The 15488-nt window shown below is 69.3% G+C and carries 10 protein-coding genes; 4 read left to right on the forward strand and 6 right to left on the reverse strand.

Annotated elements, in window-relative coordinates:
- Positions 1-82 precede the first annotated feature (82 nt).
- Positions 83-802 carry a hypothetical protein gene (locus DB31_RS19425; protein WP_044189695.1) on the reverse strand — a complete coding sequence of 240 codons (720 nt, stop codon included), beginning with the start codon at positions 800-802 and terminating at the stop codon, positions 83-85.
- 112 nt (positions 803-914) lie between these two features.
- On the opposite strand from DB31_RS19425, the gene DB31_RS44930 reads away from it, so the two are divergent.
- A complete protein-coding gene (locus tag DB31_RS44930) occupies positions 915-2543 on the forward strand; it encodes a sensor histidine kinase (RefSeq protein ID WP_052420095.1) in 1629 nt (542 codons plus the stop codon).
- Positions 2540-3985, forward strand: coding sequence for a sigma-54-dependent transcriptional regulator (locus DB31_RS19435; RefSeq protein ID WP_052420096.1), 1446 nt, complete (start codon positions 2540-2542; stop codon positions 3983-3985). The genes DB31_RS44930 and DB31_RS19435 overlap by 4 nt, the downstream gene beginning before the upstream one ends.
- 21 nt (positions 3986-4006) lie before the next feature.
- On the opposite strand, the gene DB31_RS19440 is transcribed toward DB31_RS19435, so the two are convergent.
- Entirely contained in the window at positions 4007-8992 is a 4986-nt protein-coding gene (locus DB31_RS19440; protein WP_044189697.1) for a hypothetical protein, read from the reverse strand.
- Positions 8993-9097: 105 nt separating this feature from the next.
- The gene (locus tag DB31_RS19445) at positions 9098-10090 is read right to left on the reverse strand and encodes a TIR domain-containing protein (protein WP_044189699.1); all 993 of its coding nucleotides are present in this window, start codon (positions 10088-10090) and stop codon (positions 9098-9100) included.
- A 685-nt stretch (positions 10091-10775) separates the two neighbouring features.
- Between DB31_RS19445 and DB31_RS19450 the strand changes: the two genes are divergently transcribed.
- On the forward strand, positions 10776-11246 hold the full coding sequence (locus DB31_RS19450; RefSeq protein ID WP_044189701.1) for an SMI1/KNR4 family protein: 471 nt from the start codon (positions 10776-10778) through the stop codon (positions 11244-11246).
- A 15-nt stretch (positions 11247-11261) separates the two neighbouring features.
- Here the strand turns inward: DB31_RS19450 and DB31_RS19455 are convergent, their stop codons facing one another.
- The 3 genes from DB31_RS19455 to DB31_RS19465 all read right to left on the reverse strand — a co-directional run bounded on the left by DB31_RS19455 (position 11262) and on the right by DB31_RS19465 (position 14706).
- Positions 11262-12041, reverse strand: coding sequence for a DUF4328 domain-containing protein (locus DB31_RS19455; protein ID WP_044189703.1), 780 nt, complete (start codon positions 12039-12041; stop codon positions 11262-11264).
- Between the two features lie 97 nt (positions 12042-12138).
- Complete coding sequence (locus DB31_RS19460; RefSeq protein WP_044189705.1) at positions 12139-13260, reverse strand: DNA alkylation repair protein; 1122 nt, start codon at positions 13258-13260, stop codon at positions 12139-12141.
- A gap of 45 nt (positions 13261-13305) precedes the next feature.
- A complete protein-coding gene (locus DB31_RS19465; protein ID WP_044189707.1) occupies positions 13306-14706 on the reverse strand; it encodes a YncE family protein in 1401 nt (466 codons plus the stop codon).
- Between the two features lie 162 nt (positions 14707-14868).
- Here DB31_RS19465 and DB31_RS19470 point away from each other — a divergent pair, with 162 nt between their 5' ends.
- On the forward strand, positions 14869-15486 hold the full coding sequence (locus tag DB31_RS19470; protein WP_044189708.1) for a hypothetical protein: 618 nt from the start codon (positions 14869-14871) through the stop codon (positions 15484-15486).
- Positions 15487-15488: the final 2 nt, after the last annotated feature.

The following is a 15488-nucleotide window of genomic DNA, read 5'->3' on the forward strand; positions in this document are numbered from 1 at the left end:
GAGCCGTGGGGCCCGAAGAGAAGATCCGACAGGTGAAGCCAGCTGAACCGCGACACGTTGCCTCCGAGTCCCTACACCTACGTCAGAACCGCCCGGCCAGTCCCCCGAGGAGCCCTCCTTGGGGCGTCACGCTCACCACGGGCATGAGCCGGACCTTCGAGCGGGCTTGGAGCTCCAACTGGGAGCGCTGCATGGCCATACTGTGAGTCAGTTCGTAGGCCGTCACCGCGAAGAGCACCGGGGTCAAGGTCAGCCCCAGAATGAGTCCCGCCGTGCTCTGGGTGGCCACGCCGATGCCCGCGCCCACCGCTGAGCCCGCCAACGCGGCGAAGAACGTCACCAGCCCGTCTCCCTCGCCTCCCGTCATCCTCCCCACGAGGCTCACACCCAGGGTGACTCCCACGGCGTAGGACACGGACAGGGACGCGCCAATGGCGACGCCGCAAGCGGGCTTCTCGTCCGACGTCGCGCAGACGGGCAACGCGAGGATGGCCGTCGGGATGGTGCCCACGATGGCCCCCGCCAGTCCCATGATGACGCTGCTCCACGGCATGATGACCAGCCGCAGCGCGGATTGATCCGGCTCGCCCCGTTGCCCCAGCAGCCGCCGCGGGATGAGCTCGCCCTTGGGCGGTGTCTCGGCGGGCGGCGGAGGAGGAGGCGGCTCCGCCGGAACGAGCGGCGGTGGCGGGAGCGCCTCCGTCGCAGGCGGCGTGTAGGGCGTCCACTCCTCGGAGGTCTGGGCGAACCCCAGGCCTGGGACAAGCAGCGTCAGGCACAGCACGAGGCGCGCAGGGCTCATGCCTCCCAGCCTACCGAAACCGCGCCCCCCTGCGGGGTGTCTTGGGAAGCAACCCCAGAGGCGCTAGCCTCGGACCCGGCCGGTGGAGATGCGCCGCCACCCGGGTTCTCCCATGTCGTCGTTCTTCCTCGCCTCGTCCGTGGTCGCCCTCCTGGTGGCGCTCTTCAACGCGCTGCTGGCCGGCTACGTGCTCGCCTCCGGCTGGAGCGATGCCCGCAAGCGCCTCTTCGCCGTGGGCCCCGTGGGCGTGACGCTGTTCGCCCTCTCCTGGTTCGTCCTCTTGCTGGACCCCAACACCCGCGAGCCCGTGAGCGCCACCGCCTCCTTCGCGGCGCTGCTGGCCGTCTCGGGCTTCGCGGGGGATGCCTTGATGGACCTCGGTCCATCCCGGGTGCGCCGGTGGCTGGTGCTGGTGCTGCTCCTGGGAGGGCTGGGGCTCTCCGGGCTCGCCACCTTCGTGACGGCGACCACCCACCTCCCGCTGGCGCCGGTGCTGCTGCAATTGCTCGGACTGGGCACGGTGGTCTTCATCGGCGCCGTGCGCCTGCTGCTCTGCCGCAGTGAGAACGCGGCCATCCGGCGGCTCTCGCGGCACGTGGTCGCCGTGGTCGTCGCCTCGCTGCTCGTGTGTGCGATCCGCGAGGGCGTCGAGCTGCTGAAGGGCAGCGTCTCCGGCGCGGCCATCATCCTGTGCACCATCCTCGCCGCGGAGATGATGACGCTCAGCTACATCCTCCACGATCGCGTGGATGTGCGCCCGCCCGTCACGCGCGCGGTCACCCATGCGCTGCTCGCCATCGCGTCGGCGTTCACCGTCATCGCGGTGCTGCGGGCGCTGGGTTACTCGGTGGATCTGGGCCAGGTGGCCATCACCGTGGGCGTGGCGCTGCTGGCCTCGCTGCTCTTCGTGGGGCTGGGAGATCCGCTCAGCCGGTGGCTCGAGTTCCTCCTGTTCCCCAAGCAGGCGCGGCTCACGGGGCTGCTGTCCGCCTCTCGCTCCGAGGCCGCCGCGCTGCGCAGCCGGCTGGAGCGCGCCGAGCGGCTCGCCATCGCCGGAGAGCTGGCTGCCTCCGTGGCCCATGAAATCAAGAACCCGCTGGCGGCCCTGCGCGGCTACGCGGAGCTGCTCGGGGACTACCGCGCCCACGTCGCCTCCGAGCAGCGCGAGCGCTTCGAGAAGGCGGTGCGCATCATCCGCGAGGAGAGCGATCGCATCGACTCCAAGGTGCAGGAGCTGCTGAGCCTCGGGAGGGCGCCGAAGGGCCGCCTGGAGGGAAAGCCCCTGGACGTGTCCCGTGTCACCCTGGAGGCGGTGGCGGTGGCCGAGGGCGAGGTGGACATTCCTCCCATCACCGCGAGGCTCGATCCGGCGCTGAGGGTGGTGGGTGACGAGGACGAGCTGCGGGGCGTGCTGCTGAACCTGCTGAAGAACGCCGCCGACGCGATGCGGGGGCGCCCCGGCGGCCGCATCGAAGTGGTGGCCCGGAGCGAGGAGGCTCAGGTGGTGATCGAGGTGCGCGATGAGGGCACGGGGCTCGGCGGGGTGGACCGCGAGCAACTCTTCCGGCCGTTCTACACGACGAAGCAGGGCGGCACGGGGCTGGGGCTGGCCATCTCGCGCTCGGCCATCGAGGCAGCGGGAGGCCGCCTGAGCCTGGTGCCCCGTGAGGACAAGACGGGCGCGGTGGCCCGGGTGGTGCTGCCCGTGGCCGTAGCCGAGGCGCGGGAGGTGTCGCGATGAGCGAGCAGACAGCAGAGGCAGCAGGGGCTGAGGTGGCGGTCGTCGAGGACGAGCGCAACCTGCGCGAGCTGTATGTGGACGTGCTGAGCGCGCGGGGCCTGCGCGTGGCGCCGCTGGAGTCCGTGGCGGCGGCGACGGCGTACCTCTCGCGGCGGGCGCCGGACTTGCTGATCCTCGATGTGAAGCTGGGCGATGGGGATGGGCTGGTGCTGCTGGACACGCTGCGAGGGCAGGGGCTGCGCACCCCGGTCATCGTGGCGACGGCGTTCGGTACGGTGGAGCGGGCGGTGCAAGCGCTCCGAGCCGGCGCGGCGGACTTCCTGGTGAAGCCGTTCACCAACGAGCGGCTCGTCTCCGCCGTGGGGGCCGCGCTGGAGTCCGGGAGGCGCTGGGAGGAGCTGGAGCTGGCGGCGCCCAAGATTGAAGAGAAGAAGGCGTCCGGTGGAGAGCTGATCGGCACCGAGGGAGGGCTCAAGGATGTGGCGGCGCTGCTGCCCCGGGTGGCGGCCTCGGAGGCCACGGTGCTGGTGCGCGGTGAGTCCGGCACAGGCAAGGAGCTGGTGGCCCGCGCCATCCACAGGGCCTCGCCCCGGATGGATGGGCCATTCGTGTCTGTGAACTGCGCGGCGCTGCCGTCCTCGCTGCTGGAGTCCGAGCTGTTCGGCTTCGAGCGCGGCGCCTTCACCGGAGCGCACGCCCGGCGCAAGGGCCTCATCGAGGCGGCGGAGGGCGGCACGCTCTTCCTGGACGAGATCGGCGACATGTCGCTGGATGCCCAGGCCCGGCTGCTGCGGGTGCTGCAGGAGCGCGAGATCACCCGGATTGGTGGACGTGAGGCGGTGCGGGTGGACATCCGCGTCATCTCCGCCACCCACAGAGACCTGGACGCGATGGCCGCGAGCGGGCAGTTCCGCGCGGATCTCCTCTATCGGTTGGCGGTCATCCCCATCCGGCTGCCCCCGTTGCGCGAGCGGGCCGGAGACATCCCTGGCCTCATCGACCACCTGTTGGAGAAGCACGCGGCGCGCCAGGGCCAGCGGGCACCCCGGCCCGACGCGGAGATGCTGCGGCGTGCGACGGAATACCCCTGGCCCGGCAACGTGCGCGAGCTGGAGAACTTCGTCGCGCGAGCGGTGGTGCTCGGCCGCTTCGACACGGAGTCACTCCGCGTGACAGCGCAGCCTACGAAGGCCGCTCCGCCCGCCGAGCCGGTGCCGCCCCACGAGGAGGCGTCAGCGCCCACGCCTCCGAGCCCCGAGTCTTCCTCCGTGCCCACGCTGCGCGAGGCGGTGGCGCGGGCCGAGCGCGCCGCGGTCATCGCCGCGCTGAAGGCCGCCGGGGGCCAGAAGACGGTGGCCGCCCGGCTGCTCGGGGTGAGCTACAAGACCCTCTTCAACAAGATCCACGAGCACGGCATCCGCGAAGAGGTGCACATCGCGTGAGGCCGTGCTCGCGGCCTGTCATCACTGCCCGCCCTGCTGCGGGTCGAGGTAGTCCCAGGCCCGGGTGTCGACCCGGGAGCCTTTGCCCAGGAACGTGAAGAAGTGGTTGGGGTTGTAGAACACGTCCTTCTCCATCTGCCGATCGAACACGAACAACTGGAAGGCCGAGTACAGCCGGTGGTTGAGGTTCAGGTTGTACAAGCTCGAGCTGTGCGGCGCGACAGCACGCGTTGGCAAGGCAAGCAACGCCTGGTTCGGATTCACCCGCTCTCCCGCGGGCGTCACGAACGAGCTCCGGAGCTTCACCATCATCCGCCGCCAGCGCGGCTGCTGGAGCACCCGCTCCAAGTCATTGTTGACGGCCTCGTAGTCGGCGTTGGTGCCCGGCATGATCTGCCGGTGGTCCACCTCGGTGTCCACGTGGGTGACGTAGAAGTCCCGGAGCGCCCTCAGCGTCCACCCCTCGCTCCGGGCGCGGAGGATAATCTGCCGCGCGCTGAGCCCGTGCAGCGCCAGCTCGTGGGACATGACGAGCGCCATGCCCCCGGGATGCCAGGTGACCATCCCGCCCAGCGCCATGTAGAGGAAGATCCGCAGGTGTTGGTTGGGATCGAACCCCGGCAGCTCCCGTGACAGCGAATACAGGGGCACCCAGTGCCCACCGGGAGTGGTGGTGTCCGAGGGATCCCGTACCTGAATGCCGCACCATCCATCAATGTCAGCCGGCTGCCGCCGGACGGTCATCACCAGCGGCACGTAGTCCGGCGCGTCCGGATCGCAGAAGGGCTCGATGGCCCGCTCCTGGAAGGCGTCCGAAGTCTCGATGATTTCGAACAGCTGCGGAATCATCGCCTTCGCCGCGGCGTAGCCCTCGATGGGCGGCCACGTGGAGGGCTCGGGCGTGGGCTCGGGCTGCGGGGTGCCCACTGCGTCCCCGCTGGAGCCCTCGGTGCCGCCCGTGGGCTGGCGGCCCTCGGCGCCGTTGCGGACTTCCACCTGGGACTCGCCGACGCTGACCTCCATGCCCGGGCTCTGGCGGACGGCGCCGATGGTCTCCATCAGGTCCATCTGCTGCAGCGGGGACTCCTGCTTCCCCGGCTGTGAGCCGCCGCCGAGCTGCGCCTGGAGCACCCGCTCCTTCCACTCCTGGTTCTTCTCCGGGTACTTGCTGGGCGGGAAGGCGCGGTCGATCTGGTCGTTCAGGTTGGCGGCGTTGCGGCTGCTCTGGGCCGCCATGGCCAGCTGGGTGGCCATCTGGGCGTAGGACTTCGCGGCCTCCTGGTTGGACGTCATCGCCGCCAGCGCGTTCTTCTGGTTCTGGTCCAGGCCGGTGAGGTTGGCGAACGGGCTCGCCTGCCCGAGCGCCGTCAGCAGCGCGCCCACCCCCGTCGGATCCGGAGCGGCCGGCGCGTTCTGGATGTTGACCACCGGCTGCGCCAGCGGCGAGGGCTTGGTGTCCTGCGGCGCCTGGTAGCGGCTGTCCGTGCTGACGGGGTTGATGGCGGTGGGCTCGTCGATGGGGGACTGCTCCCAGCGCCAGAACCGCGTGTCGTCGATGCGCTCGCAGGCGTTGCAGGCCCCGCGCACCGCCTCGGCGAAGACGCCCGGCGTGGGCACGCTCAGGCGGAAGGCGATCTTCTGGCCGCCCTCGCGCTCGGCCTCCGTCTGGTAGTGCTCCAGCAGGGAGGCGAAGGCCGTGGCCGCGCTGCCGCTCACCTCGGGTCGGCCCAGCTCATAGGTCGGGTCGAGGTTGAAGCCGCGCGCCACCGGGAAGATGAGGCAGTTGCCCGCCACGCCCAAGAGCCGGTTCTCCACCAGCGACGCCAGCGAGCGCCCCAGCACTCCGCGCTGCGCGTAGACGGTGTTGAACTCGTCCTGCGCCAGGTGGATGCGGTCCAGCATCATGTACCGCCGGTGCGGGGTGATGCCGTGGCACCAGATGACGTGGTGGTAGTACTCGAGGTTCTCCCGGTTCAGGTGGTCCCGCAGCTGCTGGGCCATCCGCTGGTCCTCCTGCCACGGGTTGCGCTGCTCCTCGGGGGTGAGTGGCGTGGGCAGGAAGATCTGATCCGCGAAGCCAATGTCGTTGCGGATGGCCCGGTCGTTCAGCAGCACGCCCGTGTGGTGGCGCGTCCGGTAGCGCAGCGTGCCCCGGTCGAGGATGGCGAAGCTGCCCGACACGCTCACGCTCGGGGACAGCAGCCGCAGGCCCACCACCTGGCTGCGCTTCAGGTCCGTGGGCGTCCCGGAGAAGCCCTGCCGGTTCACTCCCGCCTGCAGGGCCTTGGGGTCCTGCACCCGCGTGGAGCGCACCGACACCGTGAGCGGCTTGCCCGGCGCGTAGTCCGTCAGCAGCGTGCAGTCCAGCCGCATGTCCCTCACCGTGGTGCCGTCCGCGAGGATGGCCTCGAAGCGCAGCTGCTCCACGAAGTTGCGCGCCAGGGCCGGGGCGTGCTGCTCCTGGAAGGCGCGGTCGCGCTCGGCGGCCGTCATCTTGACGAAGAGGTTGCGGACACCGTTGAGCTCCAGGCCCCGGAAGAGGTGGCTCAGGGTGGCCCAGGTGTTGATGTCCAAGGTGCCATCCTGCGCGTCCGCCGGGCGGCTCAGCGTGAGCCGCAGCTGGAACTCACCGAAGACTTCATCGATGGACTCCTCGCAGAAGGGCAGGAACGTCACCGTGCCATTGGCCTCGCGGCGCTGCGGGAAGTCCACACCCTGGTAGTTGCGAGAGATTCGCTCGACGGCGTCGAAGCCCTTGCGCAGCTCCTGGCCCTTGGCCGTGTCCGGCCCGTAGAGCAGGTGCTCGGAGAGGCACTCGCGCCAGCGGAGCACCTTCCCGTCCGTGAAGCGGCTCATCGTCAGCGGGACGAAGAGGCACTCCTGCACGTCCACCAGCTCCTGCTGGACGACGAAGTGCCGGAGGATTTCGAAGTACTGGATGGTGAGCGCGTGGCAGTGGTTGTGGTTGGCCACCACCTCCGTCTGCACGGAGAACGTCTCGCCCTGGCGTGCGCTGGTGACCACCGTGGAGCGCTGGCTGCGCACCGAGGAGGTGGCCTGCATCGTCGAGTCCCTCAGGCGGTTGTGCAGGCTGGACGTCATGTCGCGCGTGTTGTCCTGCCACGCCGACGAGGTGCCCGAGCCCCCCGAGAGGTTGAAGCCCGTGGCGATGCCCAGGGACATGTTGTCCTTGCTGCCGCTGCCCGCCAGCCCCAGGCCCGCGGACCAGCCCTTCGTCTTGGCCTTGCTGCCGCCCTTCATGGACTCGCTCAGGGTGCCGGTGAGGATCTCGTCGATGTCCCGGTCCCGCGAGAGGCTGTGGCTCAGCTGCTCGGAGACATCGGTGCTCTCGGCGCGCGAGGCCTCGTCCACGCGGTTCCAGTCGTAGATGACGAGCTGCTTCTTCTGCCCGGGCGCCAGCGGCAGCGAGTAGAGCAAGTCCCCCATGGAGTAGCCGTCCGCCTTGAACGTCTGCTTGAAGTGGAGGACGTGGCCGTGGGCGAGCGTGACGGCCTGGTAGAGCTCGAACTCGGTGGCCTCGTCGTCCCAGCGGATGGGGTTCTTGGGCCCGAGCGTCTGCCGCAGCGTGCGGTGCAGGTGCTTGGCGTAGCCGGCGGTGTCCGCCGTGTTGCCATTCCACTCCCAGCGAGGATTCTCGTTGATGGGCACCAGCTGGCCGCGCGGATCCGTGGTCCGCACGATGGCGTGGTGGCTGAACTCCTCCAGCGTGCGGTTGGGCACGGTGAAGTTGACGCACGAGCCGCCGATGTCCTGCGAGTAGCTGGACTCGCCGGCGACGAGCTCCTCGGTGCCCGGCAGCCGGGGGGTGGGCTCATGGCAGGCGCAGTCCTCGTCCGCGCCACCTGGAGTGGGAGACTCCTCGGCCTCGATCACCAGCTGGGTGAAGGCAGGGAAGCGGCCATCGGCGTCGAGCAGCACGGGGCAGGGCGTGTCCGGGCGGGCGGAGACCACGGCATAGGCGCCGGTGAACGGCTCGTTGGGGAGCACCGCCGAGAAGCTCCCGGTGCTGTGCGTGCTCACCGTGGCCAGCGGTACCTCCACGGGCTTGCCATCCGCGCCGAGGCGCTGGCCGTAGAGGATGATCTGCTGGCTCTTCATGGCCTTGCCGGTGCGCTCGACGAGCCGGCCCTTGAGGACGCGGGTGCTCGTGGGAGCGCTGGAGCCGGGGGTGAGGACGGGAGGGGTGAATGGCTCCACCTTCACCTCGAGCGAGGCGAGCTTGAGCGCCTGGGTCAGGGTGAGCTGGGGCGGCGAGACGATGCGCGCGGGCAGCCCGTTGGGGGTGCGCACCACGAGGGTGAGGGGGCTGTCCGCAAAGCGGCCCGAGGCGGTGAAGTCCACCTGGAAGGCGCCGTTGTAGCCGAGCGTGATTTCCCGGTGGATGGGCGTGGCCTTGTCATCCAGGGCGATGGTGTCGGGGCAGGAGATCTCCAGCACATAGCCTGCGATGGACTCGCTGGTGCGGGTGCTGGTGACGAAGCCTCGGAGGGGGAACAGCCGCAGCTCCTCCGCGGGCACGGGCGCGCCCGCCGCAGAGGGAGCCTTGGGCGTGTTGCTCACGGTCTGCACGGTCCCGGACGAGGTGTTCGCCTTGGAGGTCTCCGTCTGCGCCTCCTCCACGAGCACCGGGGCGCGGGTCGCGGTGGAGGCCTCGAGCTTCACCACCTTCTCGACGGCCTCGGGTGAGGGCAGCTCGAGGATGACGAGGCGCGCGGTCTCGGCGGCCTTGGTCTCCGCGAGCAGCACCGCGTCCAATGAGGCCTTGTCCGGGAAGCTCCGCTCGGCGAGAGCGGCTCCGTCCTGGAGCACGAACAAGGTGAGGGGATAGGAGAGCTTCGAGGAGGTGATGCCCTTGAGGAGGAAGTCGCCTTCGGGGCTCGTGAGCTCCCCGGTGAAGAGCGGCGCTTCGGGCTTGGCACCGAGGACGAGCTTGAGGGACGGGAGGACACTGCTGTCGGAGAAGTTCAACTGCCCATAGAGTTTCATAGCTCGGGCAGTATGTTCAGCAGGTCACAGATTCACAGAACCCACGGGATTCATGGCCGAAAGGCCAGGGGAAAACCTGAGAGAGAGGGTACGGCCCGTGAGGGATCAGCCCAGCCGCTCCAGCTCCCGGGTGAGCAGCGTCTCGAGGTCGCGGATGCTGCGGTAGACGATGCAGCGGTACGAGGCCACGTCGAAGCGCAGCTCCTTCACGTCGCGCACCAGCAGCACGGTGGGGCGGCCCCGGCCCCACGCATAGCCGACCTCCAGATACACGTTCGGGTTGGCCATGGAGAGGTCGGCGATGACGACCTTGGCCGTGTCAATCCGCTCGCGGATGCGCTGGATGATGGGGCCGTCGAAGGCGGCTTGGTCCACGCGCTCGCAGAGCATGCCGGTGGACTTCACGGGGCCGAGGATGCCGTAGTGGTAGGTGTCCTCCAGCTCGGGCTCGAAGGGCATGGCCACGAAGGCGTGCGGCTTCTGCATGGAGGTGGTGCCCGCGGTGGCCATGGGCGGGGCCTGGACGAAGGCGCTCATGCGCTGCACGCGGAAGCCACCGCCTGGCAGGGGCTGGACGCCGGGGGTTCCTCCGAGCCCGCGCTCCAGTGCCTTGCGCAGCCGCAGGGCGCGCCGCGGGTCGAGCTCCACGAGCGTGACGCGCTCCAGGGTCTCGGGGCCGGTGCCGCGCTGGAAGGCCTCTACCAGTCCGCCGGCGAGCGCGAGCACGGCCTCGTCCTCATCCAACCCATAGTTGGGGCCGTGCACGGTGCTGGCCAGGCGGCGCAGGCCGGGGCGGGACTCCAGGGCCTTGAGCGCGCGGACGGCGAGCTGGCGAATCTCGTGGTACCCGAGCTGGTTGAGGCGCACGGTGCCGAGGAACAGGGCCAGCGGGGCCGTCAGTGCGCCGCGTGTCTCCACGAAGCGAGCATCTCCGACAGGGGCTTCGAGGTCTGACTTGGGGACGCCCACGGCATCGAGCCGCTGCGAGACGACGCCCGACACTCCATAGAAGCTCTGCGCGTACTTGAAGAGCGCCACGTCCGCGCGCGCCTCGGTGATGTCTCCTGCCTCCAGCACCAATTCGAGGGCCGTGCTCATGTCGAGCCACTGTAACCGGCGGAGAGGGCGCTCCGTACAGGTTGGTGAAACCACCTCACCAGACAGGAGCCTACTCATGTGCATTCACTCGGTGGGCAGCGCTTCGTTAGAGTAGCCCGTGACTTCTTTCGGGCGACAGGTCCGCTACGACCAGCCTCCGCGTGAAGGTCCTCGTTCCTTCGCTTTGCGGCCATTTCGAAAACACGGGTTCGTTTCTGCCCTGTGGATGTTGGCAGCCGTCGCAGGCTGTGAAACGCCGAGCGGGACAACAGTTCCAGGTGCGGGACCCGCATCCGCCAAGTGGGAAGGCCCCCTGATGCCGGGCCCAGGTGGCGGGCAGGTCCGAACGACCATTTACTACGGGCCGTGGCAGTGCAATCAGCGGTGGATGGATTCCTGCCAGACGCATTGCGCCTCTGAAGGCCGCAAGCTCATGGGGTGCATGTGGCTGGCCGACATCAAAACGGAATGGCAGGGCAGGTACCCGGGACCGCCTGTCGCGGCGGGCGGACGCTACGCGGGATCTTCAGCGGGGAGGTTCTCCGACGAACGAGCGCAACGTGTTGCCCGTGCCGCCCGATGTTCATGGCGTTTTCACCGACGAGTACCCCATGTGCTACGCCGGAGGCAGCAGGTGGAGCACTGTGGGTCCAGACCTGCCCTACACGGATTGAGATCCAGTTCCATGAACGCTCTGCTCGAGGAGGTCTCGCGCCACCACTTTCCGAATCCACCTGCCACGCCAGAGCAAATCGAGGCGTTTGAGCGACGGATGGGCTGGCGCCTGGATCCCGAACTCCGAGCTTTCTATCTCCACTGTGATGGAGCGGCCCTCTTCAGGCGGCGCCCGGACGCGGACTACCGCTTCCTGTCCTTGGCCGAGATCCAGCGAGCCAGAGTCGCCATCCGCGGCAAGGATGACGATTCGCGCGGCCCGGCCTCTATGTACACGATCTGCGATCTCCAGGACGGTGACTACATCTTGGTGGACATCAGCCGTCAGCAGGGCGGCTGCTACCCCATCCTCGATGGGTGGCACGAGGCATGGCCTGATCCGGAATATTGCAAGCAAATCGCCCACTCCTTCTCCGGGTTCCTGGAGGGCGCTCTTCGGAGCGGGGGGAATTGGTTCTGGCTGCAACAGCGCGAATCATAACGTTGGAAGGAGCGCTCAGGAGGCTTCCGCCACGTCATCCAGGCACTCGTCGGTCAGGGCCTGGATCAGCGCGATGACGGACATGCACAGCAGCGCTCCGAGCGTCAGCATCACCTGCGCCGTGAACCCCGCCAGCAGCGCGGACGTGAGCAGCAGCGGCTCGGAGTCCCGTGTCCACAGCAGGTACTGCTCGACAATCCAAGCAATCCCGCCCAGCACCCATGCCGTCCACCACGCGGTCACCGCGGCCTTGGCGCTGCGGTGGCCTCCCAGGCTCCGGCACAGGCCGCGCACCACGAGGTACGGATCGAACAAGTGCGCCAGCGGAATGAACCACCACGCCACGGCCCACCCCGGCGTCGTCCCCGGATCCAGGCCGAGCACCCTCGCCGTCCGCACCGCCAGGTGCAGCCACCGCAGGAAGAACAGCGCTGACAGCCCCAGCACCGCGAGCAGCGGCACGCGCAGCAACTCCCAGAGCCGCTGGTAGGTGGCCGCCGCGTCTCGGGGCACCCACCCTCCTTGGAGCCGGTTGATCAACCAGCCGTCGAGCATTGCGCCGAGCAACAACCCGATCGCTGCCAGCCCCAGCGCGCCCATCGCCAGGCTCCCCCGGGTCCGCAGCGAGGGCAGCTCCCGGAGCTGCCGGTACTCGCAAGCAGCGCAGCGGTCGCCCCACGTCTCACAGCGGGCACAGATGAAGCGGCCACACCGCGAGCACGTCCCCACCGGCTTGAAGGTGGGGTGCTCGGGACAGACCACATCGCGCGCCAGGGCGGCAGAGGCAGAGGTCATCGGGAGCGATACACCCCTCAAGGCCCTCAGGTTCCAGGGCCCGCGAAGTATCTCCCAACCTCCTTGGAAGATACACGGTCCCGCTTCTGACGCTTCCTCAGGTCCGGGCCGCGGCGGAGACGGTGAAAGCGCCCACGGGGGTGGCAGCTCCGTTGATGAGCGCCTCGACGCGGTGCGAGCCCGGGTAGTGCTGGCGCGTGGTGAGAGTCTCGAGAGACACAGTCTTCTCCAGCGTGGTGGAGGCACCGGGCGCCAGTTCCACCTTGCGCACCTTGAAGACCTTGGGGCGGGAAGCCCCGTTGGCCTTGATGAAGTGCACGGCCAAGTCCACCACGGCCTTCTGGCGCTCCGAGGAGCGGTTCTCCACGTGGAGTTGCACCTGCACGGACTGGCCCAGGCGCACGCGGCGCGGGTGGAAGGTGGCGGTGACCTCGAGCGCGGCGGGGCCCTCGAAGCCCAGCACGGCCAGGGCTCCGCGGTCGCCGCGCTTCACGGCCGAGCGCAGGGCATGACGGACGATCCACTGGCGCTCGGGAGAGGCGCCTCGGCTCCAGCGCTCGCAGGTGGCCACGAGCAGCTCCGGGTGGTCCTTGCCGATGTCGTTGAGGTTGTTGGCCACCGAGCGGCGCACGTAGAGCTCGGGGTCGTCCTTGAGCAGCTCGAGCAGCTCGAGCACCGGCCGAGGATCCTCCTGGAACGCGCGCAGCCGGGACGCCCAGGGCAGGCGCGGCCGGGTGCCCTCGGAGACGAGGCGCCGCACGTGCACGTTCGCATCCGCCGCCCACTGGCGCAGCCGCGCGAGCGTCTCCTTCGGGTAGCGCTCGAGGTAGGGGCGGATGCAGAACTCGGCGGTGAAGCGCTGGGTGAGCGCTCGCTGCAGGTGCATGGCGGGCTCGAAGTGCTCCAGCCCGTGCTCGGCCACATAGAGGGAGTGGGGCAGGTAGAGGAACACGGACATGCCATGGCTTTCGGTGCCCTCCAGCGGCGGCCCGAGCGAGCCCTGGAGGATGCGCGCCGTGTGCTCGAAGTCCTGGGGCAGCGCACGGTGCATGGCGCGCATGATGTGGCGCGCGCGGTCCATCAGCTCGAGGGCCTCCAGCCCTTCGGAGGCCTCGGCGACGAAGCGGCGCTCGGGGAAGGAGGGGTGGGCGGTGCGCAGCATGGCGGCAATGCGCCGCACCGCCTCCTCGTTGAAGAACGTCTTGAGGGATTCGGCCATGGCCGGGAGCGGTCTACCGCGTTCCAGCGGGCTCCACCACCCGCGTCAGCGGATGGAGCCCACGTGCTCGCTCGGCCCGTCGGCGGAGCTGAAGAGGCTCATCGTCTTGGCGTTCGTGGGCAGGTTCAGGGTGGACACCACGGTGTTCGTGGTGGTGTCGATCTGGCTCAGCGTGTTGTCCACGTTGTTGGAGACGAAGAGGTACCGCCCCTCCGAGGACAGCGCCACCGGGTGCGATTGCACGCTGCCACCCACCGCGATGGAGGGCTTCTGCGCCGGTGAGTAGGGCTGCGACAGGTCCAGCACCAGCTCCTGCCGCACGCGCGAGGCCACATCATCGAAGGCTCCCGAGGGAGTGATGTACAGCGTCTTCCCATCCCGGCTCAGGAGCAGGTGGGAGGCCGTGGCCTTCGCCTCATCCGTGCCCGCGAGGGGACTGGCGCACGAGGGCCCGCGGTAGAGCAGCGGCACCTGGCCCGCGAGGTTGTCCGAGCTGGTGTCCACCATCACGAGCTGGCCCACCTGGCACGGAGCGCCCGCGTGGGTGGCACTGCCCTCGCGCGGCTGGTCCTGCACCGTGTAGATGAAGCGCCCATCCGCGCTGGCCACGGTGTGCCCGCCCCCCTTGCCCCCGGTGTAGATCAGCTTCGCCGTGGGCGGCGTCGCGTCCAGGTCCACGGCGGCAATCACTCCCGGGCCCGTGAGGTTGCAGTAGGCCCGGCCAGACACCTTCGACGTGGCACACCCGTGCGGCGTCACCTGTGCAGTCAGCGAGCATGCGATCCCGAGCGCCCCCGCCGACAGCGTCAGCACCTTCTGCACGTTCTTCACGTCCGAGTAGTCATAGACGCTCAGCACGTCATCGCAGTCCGCGAGGTTGCTGATGATGACGCGCTCGCGCGTGCTGCTGAAGGTGGCCTTGTGGTGCCCCTTGCCCAGGCGCACCTCGCCCACCGCCTGCAAGTACGTGGCGCTGCCCGGCGTCGCATCCACGAAGAGCGCCGAGCTGGACTCCGGCTGGCTGCTCAGCCCGTCGTTGAGCGTCAGCCAGTAGCGCTTCCCGTTGCGTGTGGGGCTCACGTACGAGTGGTTCGGACGCTCGCCCCTCGAAGGAATCCGAGCGCGCTCCTGCAGGGTGCGCCCATCCACCACGAGCACCTCGTTGCGCACGGTGAGGTTCACGAGCACCGTGGCGTCCTCCAGCACCTGGAGATCCGACGGGCTGGAGACCTCGGCCACCAGACCGGGGCGTTTCTGGCCCGTCTCGACGTCATAGGCCACCAGCGTGCCCTCGGCGCCCATGAAGAGCGTGGGCTTCATCACCTCGGGCCTGGGCTCGGGCTCGGGCTCGGGCTCGGGCTCGGGGGTCGGGGTCGTGCCTCCACCGCAGGACGCCAGCAGGGCGCCCACACTCAGCGACAGCAGGGTTCGCTTCCAACGCGACATGAAGTACCTCGAAGGGGCATCTGGGTAAGGCGTTACATACCTCGGTTGCTGGCTCCCTGGGTTCGCGGGGGCGCTCGGCAGCTCTCCCCTCGGGGAACGGTGGGGCACGGCGCTTGCTCTCTCCCGCCAGCGGCGCGCTGAAGCGCCCTCGAAGGAGGCCCCATGGGCTCGACAACCCTGGTGACGACGGTGGACCGTCCGAACCTCATTGACTCACTGCTGCGCCTGCTGGACAGGCCCGCGCGCTCGGCGCTGGAGCTGTCCCGCCGTCCCTTTGCCGCCACCCTGGCTCCGGCCACGCTCGGCATCTTCCTCGTGGCGGCGGCCTCGGCGCTGGCCGGGTGCATCTCGCTGTCCGGCTTCCGGCTCGTGCCTCGGCTCGATGTGCTCCGCGCCGTCTTCGAGGCCCTGCTCGTCGTCGTCCCCGGCACCGCCGTGTTCTCCATCTATCTGCGCCTGTGCATCCCCACCCGTGCCCTGCTGGCCGCCACCGCGCTCGGGCTGCTCGCGGCCGGTGTGGTGGCCGCCTGCATCCTGCCGCTCATGGGCTTCATCGCCGTGGTCGCCGTGAAGTCCCATCTGGAGGTTCCCGTCCCCCTGCTCTTCGTCCCCGGCCTCGCCCTGTCCACCGTGGCCGCGCTCGTCTCCCGCGTCATCGTCTCGATGGACAGCTCCCGCTCCGCTCGATGGCTCGCGCGGGCCTTCATCTTCTCCCTCGGTGCCGTCTTCGTGCTGCGGATCAACTCCGCGCTCCTCAACCTCCACACCTGGCTCTGGTAGCT

It is taken from the genome of Hyalangium minutum (assembly GCF_000737315.1).
Taxonomy (GTDB): Bacteria; Myxococcota; Myxococcia; order Myxococcales; family Myxococcaceae; genus Hyalangium; species Hyalangium minutum.